The 25155-nt window shown below is 44.7% G+C and carries 22 protein-coding genes; 13 read left to right on the top strand and 9 right to left on the bottom strand.

Going from position 1 to position 25155, the window contains the following annotated elements; genetic code table 11:
- Window positions 1-12 precede the first annotated feature (12 nt).
- Together QUA36_RS00360 and QUA36_RS00355 are read left to right on the top strand one after the other, a co-directional pair.
- Window positions 13-3693, top strand: coding sequence for a GAF domain-containing protein (locus QUA36_RS00360; RefSeq protein ID WP_333454836.1), 3681 nt, complete (start codon window positions 13-15; stop codon window positions 3691-3693).
- Window positions 3694-3888: 195 nt separating this feature from the next.
- On the top strand, window positions 3889-5106 hold the full coding sequence (locus QUA36_RS00355) for an adenylate/guanylate cyclase domain-containing protein (protein WP_333455094.1): 1218 nt from the start codon (window positions 3889-3891) through the stop codon (window positions 5104-5106).
- A 49-nt stretch (window positions 5107-5155) separates the two neighbouring features.
- Here QUA36_RS00355 and QUA36_RS00350 read toward each other — a convergent pair whose 3' ends face one another.
- Window positions 5156-6436 (bottom strand): recombinase family protein, encoded by a 1281-nt coding sequence (locus QUA36_RS00350; protein ID WP_333454834.1) that lies wholly within the window; start codon window positions 6434-6436, stop codon window positions 5156-5158.
- A gap of 3 nt (window positions 6437-6439) precedes the next feature.
- The gene (locus QUA36_RS00345) at window positions 6440-6799 is read right to left on the bottom strand and encodes a VOC family protein (RefSeq protein ID WP_333166801.1); all 360 of its coding nucleotides are present in this window, start codon (window positions 6797-6799) and stop codon (window positions 6440-6442) included.
- 228 nt (window positions 6800-7027) lie between these two features.
- Here QUA36_RS00345 and QUA36_RS00340 point away from each other — a divergent pair, with 228 nt between their 5' ends.
- From QUA36_RS00340 to QUA36_RS00325, 4 genes are all read left to right on the top strand, one after another.
- Window positions 7028-9172: a SpoIIE family protein phosphatase gene (locus tag QUA36_RS00340; protein WP_333454832.1), complete on the top strand. Its 2145-nt coding sequence runs from the start codon at window positions 7028-7030 to the stop codon at window positions 9170-9172.
- A 156-nt stretch (window positions 9173-9328) separates the two neighbouring features.
- Window positions 9329-10564 (top strand): adenylate/guanylate cyclase domain-containing protein, encoded by a 1236-nt coding sequence (locus QUA36_RS00335; protein WP_333454830.1) that lies wholly within the window; start codon window positions 9329-9331, stop codon window positions 10562-10564.
- A 31-nt stretch (window positions 10565-10595) separates the two neighbouring features.
- Window positions 10596-11204, top strand: coding sequence for a DUF6272 family protein (locus QUA36_RS00330; RefSeq protein WP_333454828.1), 609 nt, complete (start codon window positions 10596-10598; stop codon window positions 11202-11204).
- A gap of 66 nt (window positions 11205-11270) precedes the next feature.
- On the top strand, window positions 11271-11624 hold the full coding sequence (locus QUA36_RS00325) for a slr1659 superfamily regulator (RefSeq protein WP_333166793.1): 354 nt from the start codon (window positions 11271-11273) through the stop codon (window positions 11622-11624).
- 121 nt (window positions 11625-11745) lie between these two features.
- Here the strand turns inward: QUA36_RS00325 and QUA36_RS00320 are convergent, their stop codons facing one another.
- The 3 genes from QUA36_RS00320 to QUA36_RS00310 all read right to left on the bottom strand — a co-directional run bounded on the left by QUA36_RS00320 (window position 11746) and on the right by QUA36_RS00310 (window position 14043).
- On the bottom strand, window positions 11746-13227 hold the full coding sequence (locus QUA36_RS00320) for an ATP-binding protein (protein ID WP_333452475.1): 1482 nt from the start codon (window positions 13225-13227) through the stop codon (window positions 11746-11748).
- Between the two features lie 297 nt (window positions 13228-13524).
- Window positions 13525-13704: a hypothetical protein gene (locus tag QUA36_RS00315; protein WP_333454826.1), complete on the bottom strand. Its 180-nt coding sequence runs from the start codon at window positions 13702-13704 to the stop codon at window positions 13525-13527.
- A gap of 30 nt (window positions 13705-13734) precedes the next feature.
- Window positions 13735-14043, bottom strand: coding sequence for an alpha/beta fold hydrolase (locus QUA36_RS00310; protein ID WP_333452486.1), 309 nt, complete (start codon window positions 14041-14043; stop codon window positions 13735-13737).
- A gap of 303 nt (window positions 14044-14346) precedes the next feature.
- On the opposite strand from QUA36_RS00310, the gene QUA36_RS00305 reads away from it, so the two are divergent.
- Window positions 14347-14547, top strand: a complete 201-nt coding sequence (locus tag QUA36_RS00305) for a hypothetical protein (protein ID WP_006634481.1) — start codon at window positions 14347-14349, stop codon at window positions 14545-14547.
- 151 nt (window positions 14548-14698) lie between these two features.
- The gene (locus QUA36_RS00300; protein ID WP_333454825.1) at window positions 14699-16882 is read left to right on the top strand and encodes a BamA/TamA family outer membrane protein; all 2184 of its coding nucleotides are present in this window, start codon (window positions 14699-14701) and stop codon (window positions 16880-16882) included.
- A 158-nt stretch (window positions 16883-17040) separates the two neighbouring features.
- Here QUA36_RS00300 and QUA36_RS00295 read toward each other — a convergent pair whose 3' ends face one another.
- From QUA36_RS00295 to QUA36_RS00285, 3 genes are read right to left on the bottom strand one after another with little or no spacing between them, the layout of a single operon-like run.
- A complete protein-coding gene (locus tag QUA36_RS00295; protein ID WP_333454823.1) occupies window positions 17041-17301 on the bottom strand; it encodes a hypothetical protein in 261 nt (86 codons plus the stop codon).
- 32 nt (window positions 17302-17333) lie between these two features.
- Window positions 17334-18668 carry a HEAT repeat domain-containing protein gene (locus QUA36_RS00290; protein WP_333368694.1) on the bottom strand — a complete coding sequence of 445 codons (1335 nt, stop codon included), beginning with the start codon at window positions 18666-18668 and terminating at the stop codon, window positions 17334-17336.
- Between the two features lie 45 nt (window positions 18669-18713).
- Complete coding sequence (locus QUA36_RS00285; protein WP_333454821.1) at window positions 18714-19265, bottom strand: CPBP family glutamic-type intramembrane protease; 552 nt, start codon at window positions 19263-19265, stop codon at window positions 18714-18716.
- Window positions 19266-19324: 59 nt separating this feature from the next.
- Here QUA36_RS00285 and QUA36_RS00280 point away from each other — a divergent pair, with 59 nt between their 5' ends.
- Entirely contained in the window at window positions 19325-19639 is a 315-nt protein-coding gene (locus QUA36_RS00280; RefSeq protein ID WP_333168585.1) for an acylphosphatase, read from the top strand.
- A gap of 133 nt (window positions 19640-19772) precedes the next feature.
- Here QUA36_RS00280 and QUA36_RS00275 read toward each other — a convergent pair whose 3' ends face one another.
- Window positions 19773-20420, bottom strand: a complete 648-nt coding sequence (locus QUA36_RS00275) for a phosphoribosylanthranilate isomerase (RefSeq protein WP_333454819.1) — start codon at window positions 20418-20420, stop codon at window positions 19773-19775.
- Between the two features lie 133 nt (window positions 20421-20553).
- Here QUA36_RS00275 and psaK point away from each other — a divergent pair, with 133 nt between their 5' ends.
- The 4 genes from psaK (at window position 20554) to QUA36_RS00255 (ending at window position 24962) form a co-directional block, all read left to right on the top strand.
- Entirely contained in the window at window positions 20554-20838 is a 285-nt protein-coding gene (gene psaK, locus QUA36_RS00270; RefSeq protein WP_333168587.1) for a photosystem I reaction center subunit PsaK, read from the top strand.
- Between the two features lie 80 nt (window positions 20839-20918).
- Window positions 20919-22115: a site-2 protease family protein gene (locus QUA36_RS00265; RefSeq protein ID WP_333168590.1), complete on the top strand. Its 1197-nt coding sequence runs from the start codon at window positions 20919-20921 to the stop codon at window positions 22113-22115.
- An 81-nt stretch (window positions 22116-22196) separates the two neighbouring features.
- On the top strand, window positions 22197-24146 hold the full coding sequence (locus QUA36_RS00260) for an adenylate/guanylate cyclase domain-containing protein (RefSeq protein ID WP_333454817.1): 1950 nt from the start codon (window positions 22197-22199) through the stop codon (window positions 24144-24146).
- Window positions 24147-24173: 27 nt separating this feature from the next.
- Complete coding sequence (locus QUA36_RS00255) at window positions 24174-24962, top strand: DUF928 domain-containing protein (RefSeq protein WP_333453708.1); 789 nt, start codon at window positions 24174-24176, stop codon at window positions 24960-24962.
- The last annotated feature ends 193 nt before the right edge of the window (window positions 24963-25155 follow it).

Here is a 25155-nt window from a genome sequence, read left to right as displayed (position 1 = left end):
ACAACAAGTATTATGTGGGAAGCACTCAAAAATATCTTTTCCCCGACTCAGTATATGCCTCACGGTCATTGCTATCTTTGGCAAACGCCTTTAGTGTGGCTGCACGTAACTGGGGACTTTTTAATCGCGATCGCCTACTATTCAATTCCGGCGATGCTAATTTATTTTATCTTCAAGCGGCGCGATGTTCCTTTTTTAGGAATATTTGCTTTATTTGGTGCATTTATTATTCTGTGTGGGACGGGTCACTTGCTAGACATTTGGACGTTGTGGCATTCCGCTTATTGGCTGTCGGGGATTGAAAAAGGAATTACTGCACTGGTTTCCTGCTTCACCGCCGCCTCAATGGTAACACTATTGCCCCAGTTTTTGTCTTTAAAAACACCCCAAGAATTAGAGGCCATAAATCGCAAGTTGCAGACTGAGATTGGGGTGCGTGAAGATGCTGAATTAGCGTTGCGCCACGCTTATGATGATTTAGAAATTAAAGTCCAAGAGCGCACCGCACAGTTAACAGAAATTAATGGTTATTTAGAAGCAGAAATAAGAGAAAAAGTAGCCGCTGAATCCGCTTTGCGTGAACGAGAAAGTAGGTTAACAGAACAACAAAATGGTTTGCTCGAATTAGCAAAAAATTCTAGTATCTACGAGGGAAATATCAGCGAGGCGTTGAGAGAGATTACGCAAATGGCAACTCGTACCCTGAATATCGATCGGGCAAGTATTTGGTTTTATCAGGAAAATAAATCCGCACTGTGCTGTGCGGATATTTACGAACTGACTCCCAATCAACACAGCGCCGGTGGAGAAAGGAAAGTTGCTGACTATCCTAGCTATTTCCAAGCTTTGAAGACAGAACAGGCGATCGCAGCAGTTGATGCCAAAACTGATCCGCGCACCCGAGAATTTAGCGAATCTTATTTGACGCCTTTAAACATCTCGTCGATGCTAGATGTTCCTATTACCCATAAAGGGCAAATTGCGGGTGTAATTTGTTTAGAACATCAGGGAACGACCAGGAATTGGACGCTGGACGAACAAAGCTTCGCTAGCTATGTGGCGCAGATCGCAGCTTTAGCAATGGAAGCTCGCGATCGCAAGCAAGCCGAGCTAAACTTGCGTTCTGTCACCGAACGCTTGCAATATTTGCTGGCGACTACTCCGGCGGTGATTTTTAGCTGCAAATTAGGGGAAAATTATGACGTAACATTTGTCAGCGATAATATTGTTTCAATGATTGGTTACGAATCCCGAAATTTTCTTGATGGTTCCCTTGATTGGCATAGCTTGGTTCATCCAGAAGATCGAGAGATTGTTGATACTTCATACGCTCAGATATTGGAAAAAGAATCGATTTCCTACGAATACCGCGAACGGCACAAAGACGGTAGTTATCGCTGGATATACGATGAGGTTAAGTTAGTCAAAGATGCTGCTGGTATACCTGTGGAGTGTGTTGGTTATGGAGTAGATGTTACGGCTCGCAAACAGGCGGAAATAGCCTTGCAGCAACAAGTAAAAAGGGAGCGGCTAGTGAATTCCATTCAAGAGCGAATTCGTTCCTCTCTTAACCTAGAAGAAGTGCTGACTATGGCTGTGGAAGAAGTCCGCCAGTTTTTGTCAACTGATAGAACAGTTATTTACCGCTTTAATCCAGATTGGAGTGGATTTATAGCCGTAGAGTCGGTATCCGTCGGTACGATGCCGATTTTGGGAATTGACATTAATGACCCTTGTTTTCGACAACGCTACGTCTCTGTTTACGAGCAGGGACACATTCGTGCGATCGACAATATTTATACAGCAGGTATTTCAGAGTGCCACGTTAATTTACTGAGCGAGTTGGAAATTAAAGCTAACCTCGTCGTTCCCCTTTTGCAAGGTGAAAAACTATGGGGGCTACTCATTGCTCATCACTGCCGCAGTCAAAGGCATTGGGACTCTTCTGAGATAGAATCTCTCAAGCAAATTTCCGTGCAGCTAGCAATTGCTATCCAGCAATGCACCCTTTTTGAACAAGCTCAAACAGAAATTGCCGATCGCAAATTAGCAGAAACAGCATTACAAAAAGCTGTCGTAGCTGCTGATACAGCTAACCGCGCCAAGAGCGAATTCCTTTCTTCTATGAGCCACGAATTGCGGACTCCCCTAAATGCCATTCTCGGATTTAGTCAGGTGATGGTGCGCGATTCATCTCTCAACAATCAACACCAGCAGCACCTAGAAATTATTAATCGCGCGGGTGAACACTTGCTTGCGCTAATTAATGACATTTTGGAAATGTCCAAAATTGAAGCGGGTCGAAGTCAGCTTAATGAAAGCAGTTTTAATTTAATGCGCTTGCTAAAAACCTTAGAAGAAATGTTTCGATTAAAAGCTAAATCTAAGAAATTGCAGCTAAATTTGGAAGTGGGTGACCGTGTACCACACTTTGTTACTGCAGATGAAGGTAAATTGCGCCAAATTTTGATTAATCTTGTAGGAAATGCGATCAAGTTTACAGAGAGGGGTAGCGTTACTTTGCGAGTGAAAAAGAAGGTAGAAGAAAGTTTGGGGGCTGAAAATGCAGAGTTTTCGGACACACAAACAAAACTTGCCGACGCGGGTTGTGAACATTCCGAAAGCTTAGCGGTTGAAACCACAGCTATACCAAAAAGAACCGGATGGTGCACTGGTTTTAATCAGTCCGAAAGCTTAGGAAACTGTGATTGTGTAGACGCGAATGACCTTCGCCCGGAATTGTTACGCCTTCAGTTTGAAATTGAAGATACTGGCCTTGGCATTGCCGCAGAAGAGATGAATAAGTTATTTGAACCATTTGAGCAAACAAAAACAGGTCAAAAGTCTCAGCAGGGGACTGGATTAGGTTTACCAATTAGCCGCAAATTTGTACAAATGATGGGAGGAGATATTACTGTCAGCAGTAAACCTGAGTTGGGAAGTAAGTTTACATTTGATATTCAAATCAGCCTTGCCACTCCAAGCGAAATTAAAATCCTTAAACCGCAGAAAAAAGTAATTAGTTTAGCACCGAATCAACCAGAATACCGGATTTTGGTTGTTGACGATCGCGCCGATAACTGCCTAGTCATAGAGAGATTATTGTCACCACTAGGGATCCTCGTGCGAGAAGCTAGAGATGGTGAAGAAGCTATTTCTGTATGGGAGGATTGGCAACCGCACCTGATCTGGATGGATATGCAGATGCCTGTCATGGATGGCTATGAAGCCACCAGAAAAATTAAAGCTCATCCTCTCGGAAAACAAACTGTAATAGTTGCTCTTACTGCTAGCGCTTTTGAAGAGGAACGACAAACTATTTTAGGAGCAGGCTGCGATGATTTCATGCGTAAACCCTTCGATGCAAAGATATTATTTGCGAAAATGGAAGAACTTTTAGGAGTGCGCTATATTTACGAGGAATCTGTTGATGCAAAACTAGAAAATGAAAGCGAAATTAGCGAAGTGACTAGGAATCAATCTGTCGAGTCACAACTCGGTCAAATGCCTCTTGAGTGGGTAGAAAAAATATCTCATGCTGCTCATGAATGTTGCGACGATAAAATTGTCAAGTTGATTGAGGAAATGCCGAGCGAGTTTGCTTTAGCGGCCGAATATTTAACTACTTTGGTGCAGGATTTCCTATTTGACGATATTATAGATATAGCACAGTCAGCAGTTACGACGAGGTAAAAATACCTGTTTTCAACTAATCTAAACTTGGGAGGCTATTTTATTTAAAAAAGACCTAACATTAAGCCCCAATAGGGTCTCCTTGCCATCTCTTTTTAGGAAGGGAAATCGGAATTTATACTGTTTCGTTTTTTTTGAGGTAAACTTCTTAAGTGTTACTATCTTTGATCTTGACAAACTACCGTGAGCGATCGCATGGACAGCCATCAATATCCTACAACTCAAGCCAACATTTTAGTAGTTGATGATAAGCCCGATAATGTGCGGCTTTTATCTACAATCTTGACCGAACAAGGGTATCAGGTTCGTAAAGCGCTGAACGGGCAAAGGGCGATCGCTACAGTGCAAGAGTTTCCGCCGACTCTAATTTTGCTGGACGTGATGATGCCAGACATGAATGGATATGAGGTATGTGCAAAGTTGAAAGCTTCACCAAAAACCAGTTCCATTCCCGTGATTTTTTTAAGCGCCTTAGATGACGTTTTAGATAAGGTGAAAGCCTTTGATGTGGGAGCAGTTGACTATATTACTAAACCTTTTCACGGTAAAGAAGTATTGGCACGAGTGGCAAATCAGTTAACTATTCAAAGTCAACAACAGTTACTTCAAGAGCAAACGAAGCAATTCCAAGAACTTGTCGAACGTTTGCAAAATGAAATTAGAGATCGGCAGGGGGTGGAGGTAGCTTTACGGCTTGCTCAAACAAAGTCGGATCATTTATTGCTGAATATTTTACCAGCAGCGATTGTTGAAAATTTGAAAAAGGGTCAGGGTTCTCCTGCCCAAAGGTTTGATTCAGCAACAGTTCTTTTTGCCGATATTGTCGATTTTACGTCTATTGCTGCTAGAATGCTACCTCTAGAATTGGTAAATGTGCTGAACCAGATTTTTTCAAGGTTTGACCAACTAACTGAAAAACACGGTTTGGAAAAAATTAAAACAATTGGAGATGCTTATATGGTAGCGGGGGGGTTGCCTGTGCCGAGGGCAGATCATGTAGAAGCGATCGCGAATATGGCCTTGGATATGCAGGAAGCGATCGCTGATTTTCAAACTGACAAAGGCGAACCATTTCAAATTCGGATTGGCATTCATACAGGGCCCGTAGTTGCTGGCGTAATTGGCACTAAAAAATTTATCTATGACTTGTGGGGAGATACTGTTAATGTTGCTTCTCGGATGGAATGTCAAGGATTACCGGGATATATTCAAGTTACTACGGCTATTTACGAACTGTTAAAAGATCGGTATTTATTTGAGGAAAGAGGTGCGATCAAGGTTAAAGGTAAAGGAGAGATGATCGCCTATTGGCTAAAGGGTACAAAAGATAATTCAGCGGGTGAAACTGATTATTGTCAAACGCAGTCCACTCCTAGCGAACTAATAGAGTACCCAAATACCCGAATTATTTAAGAAGTCGGGCATCTAACCTAGGAACTCTGGAGGAACGTTGATCTAATCCTTAAAAAATGAAAATAATTTGCAGATTACAATTTTTATTTTCCCGGATGATTTCAATGCGATCGATAAATTCTCGAAAGTAAAACCTGCGTTCTGATTCTGATAAATCGAGCCAAAATTGCGGTAGGGAAACTGTTTGGGCAATTTCTCGCAAATTTACTGGGGGTAGTTGCGCTAATTTGTTTTGCAGTTCGGCAATTTCGGTGCGGATTTTGTAGGCTCTAAACTCTGCCGTTTCCGTGTCTAATATGCCGCTGTCAATCAGGGCCCAAAGTTGCTCTATGATTTCTTGTTTCGATGCGATCGCCCTGACAATTCCTGCTTTAATTCCACTCATATTCGGCATTTGCAACCCAGCAACAGCATCGGGTAAATCCCGACAAATACCGGCGATGGTTAATTGCAATACTTCATCGTAGGAAATACCGCTACATTTAGGCTGTTTTGGACAGTTAATTGGTCGCAAATAAAGGTATTCTTTTTCTTTGCGGTAGGAGGTGACTTTGGCAACTGTCATGGGCGATTTGCATTCTGCACAAATTGCTAAACCTGCGAGGGAACGTGGGGCGCTAGCGCTGCGAGGAGAAAGGCAGCGGTTGCGGCGCAGCAATCTGTCTATTTGGGCGGCTTCTTCTCTGGAAATAATCGGGACGTGGGTGTTAGAAATTACTTGGCCGTTTTGATATTCCAAATCGCCTCGGTAGGCGGGATTTGTCAGCCAGCGGCGGCCGGTACTTACAGAAATTTTTTTGTTGTATTTCTTGGCTAAATACCGCACGGAACCTCGCAAGGAACCGTAAATTAAAAAGTGTTCAAAAAAGTCTTTGACGGTGGGGGCGGTGGTTTTATCGATCGTATAACAATCTTTGCCGCGCCGGTAGCCGTAGGGAGCCTTACCCGGTGGAATTCGCGATTTGATGCGGTTGCGGGCGTGTCCTTTGCGAATACTGCGGCTGTGTTGGCTGCGCTGGATTTCTGCGAGGATTTGCAGCAAGTTTTTGCGGTTTCGTGGTTCTGTTTCTGCTTGTACGATGATTTCGACGCCGAGGTTTTCGAGTTGGGCGAGATGCGAACACACTTGCTGCAATGTGTCGCCTAGTTCTTCAAACCGCTGAATTAATAAGTATTTGACTGGTTCTGTTTGGCAGTCTTTGAGGAGTTGCTGAAGTTGCTGCCGCCCTCCTAAGTCTTGATAGGTGCGATCGACTTCTTGACCCCAAATTTCCGGTGCGGGTGCTGCTTCGAGTAGCGGTTCGGTGTAAGAATAAGCGATGATTTTCATCTGTTACTCGCTGAGTTCGATGATGTTGCCGTCGGGATCTTGGGTAAATAATGCCGATCGACCTGACGCGCTCATTTGAAACGAGTAATTGTGAGCGATTAACTGTTGTTTGGCTGCCTCTAAGTTAGCAACAGAAAATGCTAGATGTCGGTTGCGTCCCCATTTGGCATGGTCTACGGCATCTGGGATAATTGTTGCACCTAAAATTAGGTGGAGCTGGAAGTCGCCGATTTGATACCAGATTCCGGGAAATTTTAAGTTTCGATCGATTTTTTGCAGTTTTAGTACGGTGCTGTAAAAGTGTTGGGATTTTTCCAGGTTGGAGATGAGTAGGGCGGCGTGGAGGGATTGGGTAATTTGCATTTTTGTTTGGTATTTATTTCTTTTTTAAACCGCTGATGCAGGCTGATGAGCGCTGATGAACGCAGATTGGTTGATGTTTGTTGAGTTTTTGATATGATAACATTGTCGATCGCTATTAAATACATTCAAAACTGTTCTGAGTAACTCGCGCTCGGATATTTTAGGCTCGATTGTATTGTCTCTTTTTCTGAGTATGCTGTAAACTGCCCGCTGGGAGTGTTTTTAACAATGGTTTTAGAAAAAAGTGCGATCGTTTCCAGGGCGGGCAAATTCCGTCTCCGCAATGTCTTGGTAGTTCCCTTTGTTCTCCAAATTTTGGCGGCTGTTGGCTGTGTTGGCTATCTCTCTTACAGAAACGGAGAGCAGATAGTCAACGATATTGTTAGTCAGTTGCGGCAGGAAGTGAGTGCGAGAGTTTACGAACGTGTCCAAACCTATTTGGAAGCTCCGCCACTGGTGAATCAGATCAATCAGGATGCTGTACCTTTGGGGGTGTTGAATTTTGACGATTTGGAGCAAGCTAGACCATATTTTTGGAAACAAGTTCTGCAATTTAAGTCGATCGGTCACGCGGGAATTGCCAACGAAAAAGGTCAGTACCTGCGTGTGGGTTGGGTAAATCGGCTGGTTGGACTTGAACAACCTCAGCTTGCCCAGCAACTGATTCCTGGGGGCGGCGACTTGATATATTACAACCTTGACGATAATGGAAACCCGACAACAATCGAAAAAAACACGCCCAATTATGACGTTCGCACGCGCCCTTTTTACAGAGTAGCTGTTGAGAAGAAACAGGCAGCTTGGAGTGAAGTTTATATTAATTTTGGCTACGGTACGCTGCAAATTAATGCGAGTCTACCCTATTATGATGCCGAAGGGAAACTAATTGGCGTGCTGACTTGCCAGATGGGACTCGATCAAATTCGCCACTTCCTGCAAACCTTACGGGTGGGCAATTCCGGTCAAATATTTATCATTGAACCCCAGGGTGAGTTAATAGCCACCTCGGTTAAAGAACAGCCTCTTTCGGTGGGAAAAGGCCCCGATACAAAGCGGATCAAAGCACAGGAAAGCAGCAACCTGCTGATGCGTCAAAGTGTGATTTATCTGCAGGGTAACTTCAAGCGTTTGGAAGACATCGATCAAACTGTTCAACTTGACTTTAAGCTGAACGGTGAGCGGCAATTTATCCAAGTTTCTCCGCTAACTGACAAGTACGGTCTCAATTGGCTGATTGTAGTAGTCGTTCCTGAAGCGGATTTTATGGCGCAAATTTATGCTAACACTCGGCAGACCATTTTGCTGTGTATTGTCGCTCTCATTGTCTCTGTTGGAGTGGGTATTTTCACCGCTAGCTGGATTACTCGCCCCCTAAACCAAATTGCTCAAGCTTCAGAATATCTAGCAGGAGGTACTCTTAACCAGAACGTTGCTTCCAGTCGGATTTGGGAAATTGAAACCTTAAGAAATTCCTTTAACAGTATGGCGAGACAACAGCAAGAATCCTTTGAAACGCTAGAAGATAAAGTCAAAGAACGTACCTCTGAACTCGCCACAGCCACTAAACAAATTGCTGCTCTCAACCAGCGCCTGAAAGCGGAAAACCTCCGCATGAGCTCCGAGCTCGATATGCTCAAACAAATGCAGCAGTTGATTCTGCCAAAACCTGCTGAACTTGCAGCCATCGAAGATTTAGATATTGCCGGATTTATGGAGCCAGCTTCGGAAGTAGGCGGTGATTACTACGACGTACTTTGTACTAACGGGGTTGTCACGATTTGCATTGGTGATGTCACCGGACACGGATTAGAAAGCGGCATTTTGATGGTGATGACTCAAGCTGCTGTCCGCACTCTTCAGGAAATGCAAGAATCCGACCCGGTGCGTTTTTTAGATACCCTCAACCGCACTATTTATAAAAATGTCCAGCGCATGAACTCCGACAAAAATATGACACTAGCTTTGCTCAACTATGCGGATCGCACAATTAGTATCAGCGGTCAACATGAGGAAACTCTTGTGGTCAGGAAAGGTGGTCAAATCCAGCGGATAGACACCATGAATTTAGGATTTCCGCTCGGCTTAGATGAGGATATTTCCGATTGGATTAGCCATGTTTTAGTAGACTTAGAGCCGGGGGACGGGGTGGTGCTTTATACTGACGGCATCCCCGAAGCTAGAAACATACACAAAAAATTTTACGGTATCGAAAGACTCTGTGAAGTGGTTTCTCAAAACTGGCATTTGAGCGCCGAACGAATCAAGGAAGCCACCATTGCTGATTTGCGAAATTTTATGGGAGAACAAAAGGTATTTGATGACATTACTTTGCTAGTATTGAAGCAACAGGGCAATATTGTGCATAATTTATGAGTGACGGTCGTCAACCCGGTTTCTACGAGGGAGCTTGGATTTAGTGGCCAAGCCTCGAAGCAGAAACAGGATTTCGAGTTCCGCGTGTGTAAGTTCTAATATTTTACAGCGAGCGAGTCAAACAATTTTGCGCTTCCCGATTCGGAAGTTTAAATTATGAAACCACAAATAAATTTATCACCATCTAAATCTCCAGAAGAACTCCATACCCAGCTACAGGAGTTGAGCGAAAAACTTGAGGAAGTAGAGGATGAAAAAAATAGCTATGAAACCTTGGTAGAAATTATCACGCAACACTCGACGGATCTCGAAAACCAGATCCGTCATAAAAATCGAGAGATGCAGACTTACATCGAGCAGGTAAAAAAGGTTATAGATGCAGCTATTGCTGTAAAAAACAATAGCTTTCAACCCCAGATATTGTCAGATGTGGCAGCGCGCAGTGATGCACTGGGAGAACTGGCACAGGTATTTTCGCATATGGTGCAAACGGTGAAAGCGCGGGAACAAGAATTAGAGAAACTTTTGCAGGCTTACGGACGTTTCGTTCCCGATGAATTTCTCCAATTTCTCGGCAAGCAGAGCATGGTTGATTTCCAGCTTGGAGATCACGTGAGCAAAGAGATGGCAATTATGTTTTCCGATATGCGTTCGTTCACCACGATGGCGGAGCAAATGACTCCTCAAGAAAACTTTGACTTTATCAATAACTATTTACAGCAAGTTAGTCCCGAAATTCGTAAGCACAACGGTTTTATTGTCAAGTATATTGGAGATGGAGTCATGGCAGTTTTTCCTGATGGCGTGGATGATGCTATTCAGGCAGGAATTGTGAAATTGGAGCAGTTGCAAAAATACAATCAAAGCCGTAAAATAAATGGGGATATACCGCTAAAGATTGGCATTGGTATCCATGTGGGTGATACGATGGTTGGGATTATTGGAGATGCGAATCGGATGCAAGCCGATGCGATCTCAGATCATGTCAATCTCACCGCTCGTCTGGAAGGTTTGACTAAGTATTATGGCGTATCTTTATTAATTTCTGGAGATGTGGTACAACGTTTGAGTCAACCCGAAAAGTATCATATCCGTTTTTTGGATCGGGCTATTGTCAAAGGTAGACAAGAAGCCATTACAGTTTGTGAGGTGTTAGATGTTGAAGTAGAACCAGTGCGATCGCTCAAAATTCAAACTTTGCCTATATTTGAGGAGGGACTCCAAGAATATTGTCAGGGAAATTTTGCTAATGCCATAGTTTGTTTTGAACACATAGTAGCGCTAAATCCAGATGACAAGCCCAGTCAACTTTACCTAAAACGCATCCAATCGCTGTTAAAAAATAGTATTCCGGCTAACTGGAATGGCGTGTGGAAATTCACCCAAAAGTGACATTAATACATCAATAGGAGGGAGAAAAATCATGACATCTGGAAGCTTAAAAACAATGACACAAATCTTTGGAGAATTCATTGAAGAATTTCCTCCTGAACACGACTCCCTAGAACTGACATTTACCCCCAGTTCTCGCCCTATCAAACAGCGCTGGCGCAACAACAGGCTTTCAGCTCATTTTGTAGCCGATTATTTGTCTAGCTTTCTACCGGTGGATGAGGAAGATGCTAGCAGCGAGAAACGGATAAAAGAAAGCAAGGGAGCTGTGAGCTACGTAGCCAACGAACTGTTAGAAAATGCGATAAAATTTAACAACGATGATACCAATTACAAGGTCAGATTTGGTATACATTTTATTGGTGAAACAGAGGTAACGGCGGTAATTTTTGCCAGTAATAGTGTCAAGCCAGAAAGGGCAAATAAATTGAAGGATTTTATTGAAGAAATTCTGGCTTCCGATCCCAATGAACTTTATTTGCAGCAGCTTGAAAAGAATGCGGAATCGGAAAGTGATACATCGGGATTGGGATTGCTGACGATGATTAATGACTATTCAGCTAAGATAGGTTGGAAATTCGAGCCCAGGCCAGATAGTGATATCATCATTGTTACGACTGTGGTTCAAATTAGGGTCTAGTTTCTAGCATTTCAATATTTACTCTCTTGTGCGATCGCCATATATTAGTCAGGAAACAAAATCACAATGGGCATTCAAGAAATTAAAGGTGAAGATTACAGCATTCAGTACGATCCAGAATCAGTCACTGTCACTTTCCAAGGCGAACTCAGCCTGAGCGGCCCAGCAGAGTATGCGCCAATAGTCGAATTGTTAGATGAGGTGGCCAATCCCGAACCGCCTACTATTACCTTGAACCTAAAAAATTTGGAATTTGTTAACAGTTCTGGTATCAGTATGCTGTCGAAGTTTGTCATTGCCGTTCGGAAAAAGAAAACGATTCAACTTTTGGTATTGGGTTCAAATGATGTTCCCTGGCAACAGAAATCTCTCAGAAATTTAGAAAAGCTGTTGCCAACTTTGAAGCTCGAATTAGCGTAGGATATGTGTAAATTTTAATTACAGTTAACACAGGCGGGACGCCCGTGCCACACACAGTTAACACAGGCGGGACGCCCGTGCCACAGTTAACATAGATAAATTTGGATGATTAGTAAATTGCTTAAGTTTGCTGGATCGGCAGTTCAATGATAAACTCGGTTCCCTTGCAGGGTTCCGACTCGCACCGAAGCGATCCTCGGTGATTTTCTACTAAGATTTTGTAGACAATAGACAATCCTAAACCAGTACCTTTACCGATTTCCTTGGTGGTGAAAAACTGCTCGAACATTCGCTCTTTTATCTGTGGTGTCATTCCGGTTCCCGTGTCAGCAATCCGCACTCTCACGTGATCTGGCCCAGCTAATTCTGTGGTGATCAAAATTTTTAGCGCAGCATAGGGCTGATTTTGTGATACCTCATCCAAAGCATCGATCGCGTTGGTAATTAGATTCATAAATACTTGATTTAGTTGTCCTGAATAACACTCTACAGGAGGCAATTTTCCATAATTTTTAACTACTTGAATGTCGCGACGGTCGATTTGAGAATTGAGACGGTTTCGCAAAATTAACACGGTGCTGTCAATGCTGTCGTGCAAATCGCACATGGTCATGTTACTGTTATCCGTTCGCGAAAAGTTACCCATAGATTTGACAATTTCGCGAATGCGATTGGAACCCATTTGCATGGAAGAGATAACTTTAGGCAAGTCTTCAACTAGAAAATCAAGATCTATCTCTTCGATTTTAGCTGTGATGTCGGGACAGGGATTGGGATAGCATTCTTGATAGAGACACAACAGGTGCAACAAATCTTGAGTATAAATTGCGGCATGGCTCAAGTTGCCGTAAATAAAACTAACTGGGTTATTAATTTCGTGGACGATACTAGCCATTAGCGCCCCCAGCGAAGACATTTTTTCGCTGTGGAGGAGTTGAGCTTGAGTTTGTTTTAGTTCGCAAAGTGCGCGATCGAGCTGGGCGGCTTGAGCTTCCGCTTTCGAGGTAGCAGCACAACTTTCTTGATAAAGTTCAACCTGTTTAAGGTCGATTTCAAATTGTTCGATTTCGCTTTCTTGCTGGTATTGACTCACCACGGCATCGAAAGCTTCTAGCAAGTCGCAGCCCGCTGCTTCGACAATGTACAGCAGGTGGGGGTTTTCCAGCATGAGTTCGGCATCAGGAACTTGCACCAATGCTTTTATTCGATCGATATATGCGCGCACTTGTTTGTCTAAATACAGTGGTGGCTCAAAATACATTGCCTTGAGGGTGGCTGAAGGGGGACTCACTAAGTTGATGCTGCTGCCAATATTAATTAAGTCGCGGTGCGATTTTTCCATAAGCTCGATCGCCTCTAACAAATTCCCCCGCAGTTTGGCTCTTTCTACCCCATTCTGAGAGCAAACTAACCTCATGCAAAAAAAAGCCGTTCGTTGGGAAAGCATTCGCTGGCGGCCGCTGATGTTAATTACCGCAGCACTAATTTTTCTGGCTGTCGTAATTTGTTCCAGATTAAAGTAGTTGCTCAGTGCTGCCATTGGTAATACCCCCGACTCAACTAAATGTCTGTAGCTCCTGCTGACACAAGATTTAAGAGCCATAAAAATAATTGTACAATACACTAATCAATATATTCTGTATTTCCTAATAAAGTAGTATACTAAAACACAATTATTTGCAATTGCTGGCTTATCACAATTTTTAGGATTCGGCTTCTTGCACAGTTTTTCTTAATTATTCAAAAATTGACAAGTCAATTTCGCCATAATTTGAGCTTGAGTTTGCGGCAAACCATGAGCAGCATTGGGAATAATTGCTAACTCTGCCCCCGGTATCTGATTAGCGTAGGTTTCACAGTGCCATAGAGGAATTGTTTCGTCACTATCTGCTGCGATAACTCAGGTAGGAATTTGCAATTTGTGAATTTCTTTTTCTACTGTATCAACTGCATCTTCCGGCCGCATCCGACTCATTAAAAATGACCTTGCTACTGGTTGAGACATCAACTTCCTGCGCCACCCAGAAATTTGCTGCAATTTCTCACTTTTTCCAGCTAAACTAGCAAAAGGTTTTGCCAACTGCAAAGCCCAATCAACGGCTGGGGTTTCTCACAACAGCGGCCGCAAAGCATCATATTGATTGCAAAAACTATCGTCCCGAATTCCGGCTGGGGCTGCTAATACTAAACTGCTGACAGAATTAGGATATTTTAGGGAATATGCAGATGCTACCCAACCGCCAAAAGAATGTCCGATGATGCAGCAGGGTTCGATATTTAGTTGTTCTACAGCTTGCCGCACAAAAGCAACTTCTACAGCTACGTCGTAGCGGATTTCTGGTTTGCTGGATTCTCCAAAACCTAACATATCTAAACTGATGCACCGAAATTGAGATTGTAATAACTCAATTAACGGCAGCCAGCAAGTCTTTTATCCTAAGAAACCATGCAGCATCAATAAGGGTCTGCCGCACCAGATGTCCAGGTAGGCTGCTGTTTGGCTGCTGCTATTGACAAATGTACTTAATGTGTGATTTTGTCCTGCAAGTGCTTGAGACTGTATGGGCGATCGACTCCTGATAAGTAAGAGACCTTTGTAAAGGATTGTAACAAAAAAGCAGTCCAAAGGTTAAACTTCATTACGGAGTACACAGTTAGAAATAGACCATGATATTGTCTATGATTATTAGAAAATACTACAAACCCAAAGCAGGAGAACACTTTGAACTCTACTTTAAAACAGTACCCGGCTTGCTCTCTTCGCGAAGATGTCAGTGAGTACGTAGCACACCTACAGCTTCACATGACTTTACAAGCTCGCAACTTGCTCCCTACCATTACCACCGCTAAGGATAGTCGCGAACAACTGTTGCAGCAGACTCAGGCTCATTTTGAGAAACGTGTTTCTCGACAAGCTATTTAAACAAATTTAACGATCGCCCGCGGTCGATGGAACTTTCCCACATTTCAGCATCCCAGAAACCCGGTAGCCTCAAAAATACCGGGTTTCTTTTCGGCTAATTATTCAGGGGGCCCGGTTTTGGGTAATATGCGTTGGGTGTGCTTTAAATTTAATGTCTATGCGAATTCCGATTATTGCATTTTTGACTTTGGCGGCGCTGGGTGGTGGCGAATTGGCAGCGCGGGCGATCGATCCGAGTGTCGCACCGACTGAGGCGGAGTTTAGAGAGGGAACCGCAGAAATTGATAGGCGAGACGCCTGTCCGACAAGGGCGGACAGGGAGGAGGAGGTCATGGGTGACAACTTAACGTCAAACCGACCGTCTCTGTTGTTTGTATCGAAGTCTCGATCCCCCCTAACCCCCCTTAATAAGGGGGGGACAAGAAATATGCTCAAAGTCCCCCTTGTTAAGGGGGATTTAGGGGGATCTAGACTAGATGACAAGCGACGAACTGCAGAGGCACAGAGGGAGGAGGATGAGGTGAGTCTCACATCTGGCACTATTCTCCAGAACGGGCAAGATGCCCGTTCCACAAGAGATGAATTGTTTTGTGGAACAGGCATCTTGCCTGTTCATAAAAAGCTGATTGAGAATGGTGCAAACTCTCAGGTGAACCCAACTGTGCGGGATTTGCCGGCATCCGATGAGCTCCCAGCTTCTCCAGAAGTACGCGCGGCGCAGCTATCCCCTAGGGAATCGCCCTCATATCGTTTCCGGTTGCATCAAAATAATAAAATCGAGTCAACAGTTAACACTCAACCATTGAGTTTTTCCACCCCTCCTTCAACAGTCAACAGTCAACAGTCAACAGTCAACAATCACCTGACGGTGCAACCGGAATTGATATCACTCAAGTCCAGCCACAATAAAGATTTTACATTTCTGTTAAAAACTCCGGCGACGATCGCGACACAAGCCGAAATCCCCGAAGCAGTAAACAGCAACGCCCGACAGCTAGGCGGTACTCTACAAATCAGTCAAGCGGGCAATGCTGAGGGCGTTTATGTTGCAGAGGTGAAAATTCGCTTTGTCAATTCCAGAGGCGAAGCTGTTGATAGAAAGGGGAATCCGGTTGAGGGCAGAATTTCGGAAGATTTTATTCGAGGTGAGCTCAAACTCAAGGCGGGGGATAACTACAGCCGGGAAGTTGTACGATCGGATTTGCAGCAGTTGCAGCAATTGGGATTGTTTGACAAGGTTACGGTTTCGATCGAAGAAGTTGGCACGGATGTTAATGTAATCTACAACGTTCAAGAGCGATCGGCTCGCTCTTTTAGCGTGAGTGCCACTCTCAGTGATGATGTTGGCGTTGCGGTTCCTCTTTCCTATACCGATCGAACTTTCGGAACAACCCCACAGCGGCTGGCGGTGGAACTTCAGCCCAGCCTCCGAGGTATCCAGTACGATGTCCAGTTTGTCAGCCCTTACGTTGCCGCCGAAGACCGTTTGGGATACAGTGTGAGAGCTTTTGGCGATCGCAGAATATCGGAAATTTTCAACAAAGATATTGATTTGCCCAACGGGAACCGAGTTCGGGAAATTCGGATGGGGGGAAATCTCAGGTTTACCAGACCTTTGGGCGATTGGCAATCGACTTTGGGACTGAATTATACAAACATCAGTACGCGCGATCGCAACTTAAATATCGCCCGCCGTGACGAACTCGGCAATCCTCTCACATTCAGCGGCAGTGGCGTTGACGAGTTATACACTGTTTCTTTTGGTGCGATGCTCGATCGGCGGGACAATCCCTTCAACCCTACCAGCGGCTCGATTCTCAGCCTCAGCACCGAGCAGTCGATACCTTTGGGTCGAGGTAATATTGTGAGTAACAGGCTGTTAGCGAATTATATACAGTATGTACCAGTAACTTTGTTGGGCATCAGCGAGTCCGAAGCCTTGCCCGAAATGCTGGCTTTTAACTTGCAAGCGGGCACGGTAATTGGGGATTTGCCACCAACGGAAGCTTTTCGCCTCGGCGGCCGCAATTCTGTGCGGGGTTACGATAGCGGGGATATTGGCAGTGGCCGGAGTTATTTTTTAGCTTCCGGCGAATATCGGTTTCCTGTGGGTCAGGATGTTGGGGGCGTGATATTTGTTGATTTTGCGTCGGATTTGGGAACGGGAGATAGCGTGTTGGGGAAACCGGCGGTAGTCAGGGACAAACCGGGGACTGGGGCGGGTGTTGGGGTGGGTGTGAGGGTGCGATCGTCCTTTGGATTAATTCGCTTAGATATGGCTGTTAGCGACTCCGGCGACCTCAAATTTATACTCGGTACAAAGCAGCGATTTTAAGAATAGTGCAACAGATCATATCAATTCCGGTTGCACCGTCCGTGATTGTTGACTGTTGACTGTTGACTGTTGACTGTTGACGGGCGGGTCGAAAAACTGAATGGTTGAGAGTTAACTGTTGACTCGATTTTATTATTCCGATGCAACGGGAAACGATATCAGTTAACCCACAGTGTGAAACAGATTTTGGGCGACTCAATTGCCGCCAAAGCCGTTGGCCGGACATCATCAAACCTATCAGCCTCGGCTGGCGGGGTGTCGGTGATTTCTGCTAAGGATAGGGTAAATTGTCGATCGAATAATTGAGTTTGATTTCTTTCCTCAGCCCAACCTCCAAAATTTGTAGTAGTAATCGAAATTGAGTGAAATACAGCACCTCGGTAAGGACACAACAATGTTGTGTCCTGCGTTGTAGGCAATTGAGAATTGCTATATTTATGCTCGTAAATGCTTAACGCTTTGGTTTCTTCACATCAACTGTTTTCGGCTTAGCCGCCGGAGTGCGCGGATAAAACTTAAACTTATTGAGCGCAGCACTTGCCGATTTAGCCACACCGCTATCTGTATCTCGCAAAGCTTTTTGCAACAGCGGAATCACTTTTTCAGACTTAATCATTGCTAGTGCTTCCACAGCAGCTTCGCGCACCTCCGGGTGAATATCTTGAGCTAATTTTCCCAAGGTTTCTATTGCTCGCTGACCTTCGGATCTCAGAGCATTAGCAGCAGCCATGTTACCTAAAGCAGACGCAGCAAACTTGCGGGTTTCTTTGTCCTGACTTTGAACACATCCCATCAACTGCGGTAGGGAATAGCTTGGTGCTTGTCTGGTAATTAGAAGCTGTTGTTCGACTTCTGGTTGATGTAAATCAATTGGTTGGGGTTCCGAAAAATCTGTGTAATTTAACTCTTCTTCAACTTCTGTTTGATTTAACTGACTTGACAGTTCCTGCCAAACTTCTTCTTGTGATAAACCTTCGGCAAATTCTGTTGAATTTAACTGACTGAACTGCTGCTCCGGGACTTCTTGTGGTTGTACATTACTCTGGTACTGCTCTTGCAAAGACCTGATAGTGGCTTGCATCTGAGCTTCGTGCTCTCTCAACTGCTCGTGAGCCGCTTGCAACTGACTCTCGTATTGCTCTTGCAAAGCCTCCATATTTAACTGCAGCTCAACCTCGCGGTTCTCATATTCCTCGGCAGTTTGCCTCAAGCGAATTTCGTGTTCATTTTGCAAGTTTTGCAAATGTTGCTCCATCTGAGCTTGATAATTTATATGCAATTCGTCAGCAACTCTAAGTAAATGATGTTCGTGTTCTGCTTGCAAAGATTGGATATTTTGCTGCATCCTAGCATTGTTAGCGGCTTCTAATTCCTCGCTAATTTGTCGCCGCAGCTCATGCTCGTCTATGCTGGCAAATGGTTGGGGCTGACTGTCGCGTTCTGCCAAAACTTGTTGGAGCTGACTGTCACGTTCTGCCTGAACTTGTTGGAGCTGGTTTTCATATTGAGCTGCAACTTGTTTGAGCTGGTTTTCGTATTGGGTAGTAACTTGTCTGAGTAAATTGTCATGTTCGATAGTAGCTTTTCTAAGCTGATTTTCCCGTTCTCCTTTCTGAGATTCGACAGCTTGTTGCACCCGAGACATCTGAGATAATTCTATTTCCTCACTAATTCTGCGAGTTTGCTGCAAGTATTCTTGCTTTTGCTTCTTTAAGCGCTTTTCTACTAACCAGTAAGCAACTGCTACCCCTGCCAAAAAACCTACGATCGCTCCTATGATACCCACAACTGAGATCCTCCCGACAAAATAGTGATGCTGGACTTTTTACATTTAACCATATAGCCTCCTGTAACCGCCCAGTAGCAACAGCCAGGCTGTCACTGCGAGCCAGTGAAGCACCACCGCAGGCCAGATAGAACCGCTTTGCAGGTATGCGAGGGAGCACGCAACTCCCAAAATTGCCGCCAGCAGCAAAAACACTGGATTCATAAAGGTCGATCGACCAACCGGGTAAAAAGTCAGCGCGTTCAGCGGGTGGTAAACTACAAAAGCCGCCAGACTCGCGCATCCCCAAAACCACAGCATTAACCCAGAAGCATTCTCAAGCGGGTGTGGCAGCATTAACACGCGGAACAATAATTCCTCGGTGATGCCCGGACTTAACAAACAGCCAATGAGCACTCCCACAATTGTACGCCGAGAGGTTTGCACGTCTACTTTTAGAAATCCCGACCAAAAACCGACGGAAAGAGCGATCAAAGTGTAAACCAGCGCGAGCATAGCTGTAACCAGCCAATCAGTGAAATCGGGAATAGTTGAAAAAGCTAGGGTGACGCGGCGTATCAGGAATCCCGGCAGCGCCATCGCGCTAAAATTTAACATAATCAAACTGATCCTTAAAATTTTCAAACAGATGTTAGCAGTAAGTTGAGCCGTTTATTATGCAAAATCAATCACCCCCGCCCGTCAGAGTCCGCGTTTTTGTTTCGGGATTAGTTCAAGGAGTAGGATACCGATATTCAACAAGGAATCAAGCAAAGTATTTCGGCCTGGGCGGCTGGGTAAGAAATCTCCCCGATGGGCGAGTCGAGGCTGTCTTTGAAGGCGGCAAAAAAGCTGTTGAAGGAATGATTAGTTGGTGTCGCCGCGGCCCCACCGGTGCTACGGTTAGTGAGTTGGTTTTGGAATACGAAGACCCGGAGGGCGATTCCCTTCAAGATAGCTCTGTCGCGCGTACTTTTGAGATCCGCCGATAAAACAATAAAGGGAATAATCTGCGGTTGAAACTGCCACTATACAAACGAAGTCTGCCCAGTCTACGGCAGGCTTCGCCCAAGCAGACTAAAGAATAAATCCGATAAAAAGCGCGAATTTGCTATTGCCAATGTATCAATGATGAGCAAGTTGACTTAAATTAGCAAATAACTGAGCAACTTTGGTCAAATCTTTATCTCCCGGCGCTATTTCTACGCCGCTGGAAAGGTCAACACCGCTGAAGTTATTGCCGATCGCACTATCAATTGCATTTAAAATATTATCGGGTGTTAAACCGCCCGCCAGCAGCCAAGGACACTGCGGTCTAAACTCTGATAACATCATCCAGTCGATCGTTTTACCAGTACCGCCCAATTGCTCTGGATGGTAAGCATCGAGCAGTAAAGTATCGACACGAACAGCATAAACAGCAGCGGTGGCTAAAGTTTCAGGAGTCTTAACTCTCAGGGCTTTGATAATTTCAATTCCCGGCAAAAACTCCCGCAGTCGATCGCAATATTCCGCTGTTTCATCTCCATGCAACTGCACCCCGCTTAAATTTGACTCTGCCGCTACTTGACAGATATTTTCTATTGTGGTGTTGGCAAAAACGCCGATGCGATCGACATTTTCCGGCAACTGCTCGACAATCAGGCGAATTGTTTCTGGGCTGACATAGCGAGGGGAAGCCTGCACGCAAATAAACCCCAAAGCCTGGGCTCCCAAGCGGGCGATCGCAATTCCTTGGTCTAATTTAGTGATTCCGCAAATTTTAACCCGCAATCCGACTCCTCCCTTCCGAATTTGTATCAAAATATAAACGAATTGTTAACTATTAAAACAAATCTTAGTTTAATGCAAAACGCTTTTTATAATCTTGGAACTCAATATATCTGTGAAATCAGGAGATAAGAACATGATTAACTCATCTTTGCTGTTAGCCGTACAATCTACTGTTCCCTCAACACCGGAGTGGTCGCCACTGGTAGGACTGACAATGATTTTATGTAATTTGCTGGCGATCACGATCGGCTACTACGGCATCTCCAAGCAAAACCGAGGCAAGGGCCCAGCTTTACCCGTTGCACTCCCTGGAATGTTCAAAGGCTTCGGCGTACCAGAATTGCTGGCAACAGCCAGCTTCGGCCACTTGCTCGGAGCCGGAGTAATCTTGGGCTTGGGTAACGCCGGAGTTCTGTAAAAATCAGGGGAAAGGCAAAGGCAAGGAGAAGAAAAGATATAATAGAAACTCTTTCTTGCTCTCCTTTCCCAGGAAACTTCATGCAGACAGGTTGGCGAATCGGCTCTTTATTTGGCATCCCCCTAGTTATAGATTATTCGTGGTTTATAATTTTAGCTTTAGCAACCCGCGAATACGCCAGCAGTTACCGCCTGTGGGGGCCTGCGCTCTCCTGGGGTGCGGGGTTAGCAATAGCTCTGCTACTGTTTGCTTCCGTGCTCTTGCACGAACTCGGACACAGCTTAGCGGCGATATCGCAAGGCATTAAAGTTAATTCTATTACCTTATTCTTATTTGGCGGAGTAGCTTCGATCGACTCGGAATCAAAAACTCCCGGTCAAGCTTTTCAAGTAGCTATTGCCGGCCCTCTCGTCAGCTTTGCGTTGTTTTTAATCCTCGGTTTGGGTTCTCAAGTTCTTCCCCCGAAAAGTTTGTTAGCAATTGTCACCGAAAGGGTAGCACTAATCAATCTCGTTTTGGGATTATTTAACTTAATTCCCGGTCTACCTTTGGATGGAGGACAAGTTTTAAAAGCAGCAATTTGGAAAATCACTGGCTCTCGATTTGCCGGCGTTCGCTGGGCGGCAAAAACCGGACAAGTTTTAGGTTGGCTGGCTGTGGCTTTGGGTCTGAGTTTATGCTTTTTAGCGCGCGAGTACGGCGGCTTGTGGATTGCGCTGATCGGCTGGTTTGGCATTCGCAATGCCACTGCTTATAGCCAAGTTACTTCCCTGCAAGAAGCCCTGCTCAAAATTAAAGCCAGCGATGCGATGAGCCGGGAGTTTCGAGTTGTAGATGCAGATTTGACTCTGCGAGAATTTGCCGATCGATATTTGTTAGAAGTCAATCCGTTTCCATTTTACATTGCTGCGACCAACGGCCGGGATTTGGGGTTAGTGTCGATCGACGATATCCGCTTCACAGAACGCAGTCAATGGCAAGTTCAGACTTTGCACAACATTTTGAAACCCCTGGGAAAAACCCCCACAGTCTCCGAAAAAGCATCCATCGCAGAAGTAATTAACAGCATGGAAGCCCGTCAACTCCCCCGAATCATCGTCCTCTCGCCGATTGGTTCAGTAGTGGGGACGATCGATCGGGGTGACGTGGTTAAAGTTTTGGCAAAATACCTCAAACCCCAGATTTCAATCGCCGACATCAAGCGCAGCAAAGAAGAAAACAGCTATCCGCAGGGATTGCAGTTAAGTGCGATCGCCAAAACCGCACAGGAAAATTAAAAAGGCGGCATAGGTAAGGGGCATCAGTGATCAGTTAAGATGTAGCAAACTTTGTCAATGAGGGTTAAAGCAAAAAATTTTATGCCCAAATTCTTTAAGAGAATCTATCATAAATTGGCGGAGAGACGTTGGAAAAATTTAACTAATTTCTTCCCCTACGCTGACTTGCAACCTGTTGCTATCATCTGGATTGTCGTGACCGGAACTCTATTGGTAGTGAGGCATTTAGGCGGGTTGCAGCCACTAGAATTAAATGCTTACGACCTGATGGTGAAGTTGCGGCCAGATCGGGCTCCTGACCCCAGGTTGCTGGTAGTCACAATCACAGATCAGGACATTAATACTATTGAAAAATGGCCAATTTCAGATCGCACTTTAGCAAAAGCGATCGCCGAAATAGCGCGTCTTGAACCCACAGCTATTGGCATAGATATGCTTCGCAATGTTCCCTACGAACCGGGGAATGCAGAATTAGTCACTCAATGGAAAAACCCCAAAGTAATCCCCATTACCTTAATCGGCAACTCTGAATACGATCGAGTGCCACCACCTCGTAACATACCAGATAAGCGGATAGGATTTAACGATTTAGTCGTCGATCCCGACGGTATAGTGCGTCGCAATTTGATGTTTGCTGGCGATGGTAAAACGACACTGACTTCATTTTCAATGCGGCTAGCTTTGGCTTATTTCAATAGCAAAAATATAGATGATAAAATAACCGAAAAAAATGAAATTCAGGTAGACAAGACAGTATTTTTAAAGCTGCAATCGCACTCAGGAGGTTATCAGAACATTGCTGACCAAGGCTATCAAATATTGCTCAATTACCGCTCTCCTAAAAATATAGCCAAGACCGTGACACTAACTCAAGTGTTGGAGGGAAAAGTTGATCCTAAATTGGTGAAGGGTAAAATAGTGCTAATAGGCGTTACAGCCCTAAGTGTCAACGATTTATTTTTTACCCCTTACAGCGCTACTGGAAACGGAAACCAGCCGATGCCTGGGGTATTAATTCACGCAACGGCCACCAGCCAAATTCTCAGCGCAGTTTTAGATGGCAAAGGGCTATTTTGGTATTGGGATGAATGGCAAGAAATTCTATGGATCGCTGTTTGGAGTGCAGTGGGTGGCTGTTTAGCTTGGCGGCTAGAAAAATCGCTGAATTTGATGGGAAGTGCGATCGCAGCTTGCGGCTCATTATTCGGATTGACCTTTTTCCTCTTCATGCAACAGGGGTGGATACCTGTAATCACTCCAGCCCTGGCACTTTTAATCACCGCAGGAGTCGCAGTCACCTATAAATACGAGCAGTCGAGGCAACAGCAAGGGATTGTGATGAAATTATTAGGACAACAAACTTCACCCGCGATCGCAAATGCCCTGTGGAAAGAGCGCGTCCATCTGCTCGAATCAGGGTTATTGCCAGGGCAAAAAGTTACTGCTACAATCATCCTCACCGACTTGCAGGGTTTTAGTACAATCTCCGAAAAACTACCGCCAGAAGTGGTAATGAGTTGGTTAAATGAGTATTTATCAGCAATGGCGCAAGAAGTCCAAGAACATCAAGGCGTGATTAATAAATTTACCGGAGATGGAATGCTGGCAGTATTTGGCGTACCCATTCCCCGCACCACTCCAGAAGAAATTGCAGAAGATGCTCGCCTTGCCGTATCTTGCGCTCTAGCTATAAGTTCGCGCTTGCCAGAAATGAATCAAAATTGGCTCACACGCGGTTTACCAGCCGCAAAAATGCGAGTAGGCATCTTTACAGGGCCTGTTATGGTGGGTAGTCTGGGAGGCACAACCCGTTTAGAATATGGAGTGATCGGCGACAGCGTAAATATTGCCTCTCGACTCGAAAGCTGCGAAAAGGATCGGCAAGAGGACACTTGCCGGATATTGATTGCAGAAGAAACCTTTCTGCATCTGGCCGACCAATTGGAGGTAGAATCTTGGGGACCTTTGCCTTTAAAAGGCAGGGAACAAAAAGTTAATGTCTACCGGATTTTGGGAAGGAAAAATAAATAAAAAGAGAGAATCTATCCCTAAAAAATTATGAAACTAATGAAAATAATTACTAAGTTTATCCTCAATCTGACATCAGTTGGCTCAATAGTATTGATCGCCACACTTAACGCTTCCCAATTTGCAGTTATGGGGCAGACTCTCAACATACCTGGGAAGCCACCCACTCGATCGGGAGGGCCGCGCTTCGTTCAGCCCCGTGAAGATATAGATGAGCGGCCCCCCACTCAACCGAGACGGCTTGTGCGCGGTGGCTGCGCGAGCATTAGTCAGGTAGGTCTCACACCCTTAGTGCCTAAAAATAAGATCGGACGGACGGTTTCCGACTATCCAACATTCTTTTTCTACTTGCCTAAAACAGAGGCGGAATCAGCCGAATTTATCCTACAAGATCAAAGCGGCAAGGAGATTTATAAACAGGATCTCACAATTAGCAATTTATCAGGGGTGATCGGCGTTAGTATCCCCGCTAACAAAAATGTGCCGCCCTTGGAATTAGGCAAAAGTTACCGTTGGAATTTTACAGTGATTTGCAACTCTCAAGACAGATCGAGCGATCAGAGCGAAAGCGGTAGTGTACGGCGAGTTGAACTCAGTGCAGATATCCGCAGTCCATTAGAGAAGGCCGATGCGCGCCAGAAAACCGTTATTTATGCTGAAAATGGGATTTGGCAAGATGCCCTCAGCACTTTAGCTGCGGCTCGCCAAGCCAATCCTAATGATGCAGAATTAGCTGCTGATTGGGAAAGCTTGCTAGAGTCTGTGAAATTGGGCAAAATTGCCAAAGAGCCGATCGTTGAAATTGAGGCGCAGCCATAACAAAATACCAAGAGTCCCAACTTCTTGAAGAAGTCTGGACTCTAATATATTAATTTTATTACAGTTTCAATCAAAACATTTCCATCTTAAGATAGAGGTGAATTCACAGGAATTAGTTTCTATGCAAAAAGTTGAAAAAAGACATCCAAATCCGGCTGTAAACGCATAGAACCCTAATTAAAAGAATGTTTTA

The sequence above is a fragment of the Microcoleus sp. Pol10D4 genome (assembly GCF_036701555.1).
In the GTDB taxonomy this organism is placed as follows: Bacteria; Cyanobacteriota; Cyanobacteriia; order Cyanobacteriales; family Microcoleaceae; genus Microcoleus.
The sequence above is the reverse complement of the archived record's forward strand: the minus strand, read 5'-3'. Positions and strand labels throughout refer to the sequence as shown.

Coding starts and splice junctions, on each gene's coding strand:
- QUA36_RS00360 (WP_333454836.1), top strand. CDS start 13: ATGTGGGAAGCACTCAAAAATATCTTTTCCCCGACTCAGTATATGCCT.
- QUA36_RS00355 (WP_333455094.1), top strand. CDS start 3,889: ATGGACAGCCATCAATATCCTACAACTCAAGCCAACATTTTAGTAGTT.
- QUA36_RS00350 (WP_333454834.1), bottom strand. CDS start 6,436: ATGAAAATCATCGCTTATTCTTACACCGAACCGCTACTCGAAGCAGCA.
- QUA36_RS00345 (WP_333166801.1), bottom strand. CDS start 6,799: ATGCAAATTACCCAATCCCTCCACGCCGCCCTACTCATCTCCAACCTG.
- QUA36_RS00340 (WP_333454832.1), top strand. CDS start 7,028: ATGGTTTTAGAAAAAAGTGCGATCGTTTCCAGGGCGGGCAAATTCCGT.
- QUA36_RS00335 (WP_333454830.1), top strand. CDS start 9,329: ATGAAACCACAAATAAATTTATCACCATCTAAATCTCCAGAAGAACTC.
- QUA36_RS00330 (WP_333454828.1), top strand. CDS start 10,596: ATGACATCTGGAAGCTTAAAAACAATGACACAAATCTTTGGAGAATTC.
- QUA36_RS00325 (WP_333166793.1), top strand. CDS start 11,271: ATGGGCATTCAAGAAATTAAAGGTGAAGATTACAGCATTCAGTACGAT.
- QUA36_RS00320 (WP_333452475.1), bottom strand. CDS start 13,227: ATGGCTCTTAAATCTTGTGTCAGCAGGAGCTACAGACATTTAGTTGAG.
- QUA36_RS00300 (WP_333454825.1), top strand. CDS start 14,699: ATGTCTATGCGAATTCCGATTATTGCATTTTTGACTTTGGCGGCGCTG.
- QUA36_RS00285 (WP_333454821.1), bottom strand. CDS start 19,265: ATGTTAAATTTTAGCGCGATGGCGCTGCCGGGATTCCTGATACGCCGC.
- QUA36_RS00280 (WP_333168585.1), top strand. CDS start 19,325: ATGCAAAATCAATCACCCCCGCCCGTCAGAGTCCGCGTTTTTGTTTCG.
- psaK (WP_333168587.1), top strand. CDS start 20,554: ATGATTAACTCATCTTTGCTGTTAGCCGTACAATCTACTGTTCCCTCA.
- QUA36_RS00265 (WP_333168590.1), top strand. CDS start 20,919: ATGCAGACAGGTTGGCGAATCGGCTCTTTATTTGGCATCCCCCTAGTT.
- QUA36_RS00260 (WP_333454817.1), top strand. CDS start 22,197: ATGCCCAAATTCTTTAAGAGAATCTATCATAAATTGGCGGAGAGACGT.
- QUA36_RS00255 (WP_333453708.1), top strand. CDS start 24,174: ATGAAACTAATGAAAATAATTACTAAGTTTATCCTCAATCTGACATCA.